The 2,747-nt window shown below is 62.5% G+C and carries 3 protein-coding genes and 1 pseudogene; all 4 read right to left on the minus strand.

Features of this window, described 5'->3' with window-relative positions; translation table 11 throughout:
- Window positions 1-357 (minus strand): FHA domain-containing protein (locus PHX69_RS16060; protein WP_288045143.1); only part of this gene is annotated, 357 nt, incomplete at its 3' end.
- Between the two features lie 67 nt (window positions 358-424).
- Window positions 425-1,213: a Stp1/IreP family PP2C-type Ser/Thr phosphatase gene (locus tag PHX69_RS16065; protein ID WP_119014722.1), complete on the minus strand. Its 789-nt coding sequence runs from the start codon at window positions 1,211-1,213 to the stop codon at window positions 425-427.
- Between the two features lie 259 nt (window positions 1,214-1,472).
- On the minus strand, window positions 1,473-2,369 hold the full coding sequence (gene sucD / locus PHX69_RS16070; protein ID WP_119014721.1) for a succinate--CoA ligase subunit alpha: 897 nt from the start codon (window positions 2,367-2,369) through the stop codon (window positions 1,473-1,475).
- A gap of 18 nt (window positions 2,370-2,387) precedes the next feature.
- A pseudogene (gene sucC, locus PHX69_RS16075) lies at window positions 2,388-2,747 on the minus strand (succinate--CoA ligase subunit beta); the annotation flags it as partial.

Consider the following 2,747-nt stretch of genomic DNA (forward strand, 5'->3'; position numbering starts at 1 on the left):
GCGCGGTGGCAGCGGCGGGGGCACCATGCCGGGCTTGACGATCATGGTTTTTTCGTAGTCTTCGGCTTCGGCCTCGTTGAGGAAGCGGATTTTGTATTTGCCCACTTCAATGGTGTCGCCGCCGTGCAGCCATTGGCGCTGAACGGCTTTGCCGTTGACGTAGGTGCCGTTGGTGCTGTCCAAGTCTTCCAGTTCCACGCCCTGGGCGTGCATGTGCAGCACGGCGTGTTCACCGCTGATGGCGAGGTTGTCGATCACGATGTCGTTGTACGGGCGCCGACCCAGCGCGGTGCGCTCTTTGGTGAGCTGCAATTCTTTGATGACTACACCATCGATCGAGACGATCAGTTTGGGCATGGCCTGTTCCTGCGGGTGGGGGGTTGCATGGTTTGCATGAAAGGGTGGGGGTTGCCAGCTGCCGGACTCACGCCGAGCCCAGCAGCCGCGATACCAAGCCGCGTTTGCGGGGAACGGCGCTGCTGTCGGCCTGCACCAGCACCACGCTGATGTTGTCGCGCCCGCCCCGGGCATTGGCGGCATCAATGAGGCGCTGCACCTTGTCGTCCAGCGGGACGTCGGCTGCGGTCAGGATGGTGAGGTCGGCATGGCCCAACATCTCGCTCAGTCCGTCGGAGCACATCAGGTACAGGTCTTGTGGCTGCACCTGGAATTCGTTGGTTTCCACTTGCACCGTATTTTCTACGCCCAGCGCCCGGGTGACGAGGTTGCGCTGCCCTGACTGCGCCGCTTGCTGCGGGGTAATGAGGCCAGCATCTACCTGCTCTTGCAGCCACGAGTGGTCGCGCGTGATTTGCGTGAGCTGGCCCGCACGCAGGCGGTAGCAGCGCGAGTCGCCCACGTGCGCCAGCGTGAGGCGTTCGTCCTGAAAAACGCCTGCCACCAGCGTGGTGCCCATGCCAGCATATTGGGCGTTTTCCTGGGCGGCATCGAAGATGGCAAGGTTGGCGTTTTCCACACAAATCTCCAGCGCACGGCGCACGTCGCGCCCGGGTCGGCGCGCCTGCGCAAGCCATCGCACCATTTCTGTGCGGATGAACTGGGTGGCCATGCTGCTGGCCACCTCGCCAGCGTTGTAGCCGCCCATGCCATCGGCCAGCACAGCCACCTGGGCCTGGCGATCCACACTGACAGCGTCTTCATTGTTGGCGCGCACCCGACCGCGGTCGGTGCGGGCGCTGAATTCATACTTCATGTGTTATTGCAGCCCAAGGTTTCTGGATTCCCGCAAAGGGTGTGTAGGCCGAGGCCCCGCAGCACAAAACGCGGCCACGAACCACGCTGGCTGGGTATGGCTCGCGTGGCGGCTTGCATCATAGACGAGCACCCACCCCTGGCGAGCAGACTTCACACCATGGCAGGCCAGCCCCCACAACGGGCAAAGCGCCTGAGGCACAAAGACCGCAGGCGCTTTGGTGGGAGCGCCCAGGGCGGGCCTGGGTGCTGTGGCGTGCTTACTTCAGCTGTGCCTTGAGCAGCTTGCCCAGTTCAGAGGGATTGCGCGTGATGACGAAGCCCGACTCTTCCATGATGGCGAGTTTGGCATCGGCGGTATCGGCACCGCCCGAGATCAGCGCGCCAGCGTGGCCCATGCGCTTGCCGGGAGGGGCAGTCACACCAGCGATGAAGCCAACGATAGGCTTCTTCATGTTGGCCTTGCACCACAGGGCGGCTTCGGCCTCATCGGGGCCACCGATTTCACCGATCATGATCACGGCGTCGGTATCGGGGTCATCGTTGAAGGCGCGCATCACGTCGATGTGCTTCAAACCGTTGATGGGGTCGCCACCAATGCCCACGGCAGTGGACTGGCCCAGACCGACTTCGGTCAGCATGGCCACGGCTTCATAGGTCAGCGTACCCGAGCGGCTCACCACGCCGATGCGGCCCTTGCGGTGGATGTGGCCGGGCATGATGCCGATCTTGATTTCATCGGGCGTGATGATGCCGGGGCAGTTGGGGCCCAGCAGCAGCGTCTTTTTGCCGCCAGCGGCTTCCTTGGCCTTCATCTTGTTGCGCACCATCAGCATGTCCTTGACGGGAATGCCTTCGGTGATGCAGATGGCCATGTCCAGATCGGCTTCCACGGCTTCCCAGATGGCTTCGGCAGCGCCTGCGGGCGGCACGTAGATCACCGAGACGGTGGCGCCGGTCTGCTGGGCGGCTTCCTTGACGGAGGCGTAGATCGGGATGTTGAAGATCGACTCACCGGCCTTCTTGGGGTTCACACCCGCGACAAAGGCGTTCTTGCCGTTGGCGTATTCCTGGCACTTTTCGGTGTGGAACTGGCCGGTCTTGCCCGTGATGCCCTGGGTAATGACCTTAGTGTCTTTGTTGATGTAGATCGACATGTGTGTTCTCCGGGCTTCTTACTTGACTTCCGCCACGATCCGGGTGGCCGCTTCGGCCATGGTGTCGGCGGCGATGATGGGCAGACCGGATTCGGCCAGCATCTTCTTGCCCAGCTCTTCGTTGGTACCTTTCATGCGCACGACCAGCGGCACGTTCAGGTTCACGGCCTTGCAGGCAGTGATCACGCCGGTGGCGATGGTGTCGCACTTCATGATGCCGCCGAAGATGTTGACCAGAATGCCCTTGACCTTGTCGTTCTTGAGCATGATCTTGAAGGCTTCGGTGACCTTCTCGGGGGTGGCACCGCCGCCCACGTCCAGGAAGTTGGCCGGCTCGCCGCCGAACAGCTTGATGGTGTCCATGGTGGCCATGGCCAG

Source organism: Simplicispira sp., assembly GCF_028687295.1.
GTDB classification, from domain to species: domain Bacteria; phylum Pseudomonadota; class Gammaproteobacteria; order Burkholderiales; family Burkholderiaceae_C; genus Simplicispira; species Simplicispira metamorpha.

Bases quoted from the DNA above. Each gene is read 5' to 3' on its own strand.
- PHX69_RS16065 (WP_119014722.1), bottom strand. From the start codon at position 1,213: ATGAAGTATGAATTCAGCGCCCGCACCGACCGCGGTCGGGTGCGCGCC.
- sucD (WP_119014721.1), bottom strand. From the start codon at position 2,369: ATGTCGATCTACATCAACAAAGACACTAAGGTCATTACCCAGGGCATC.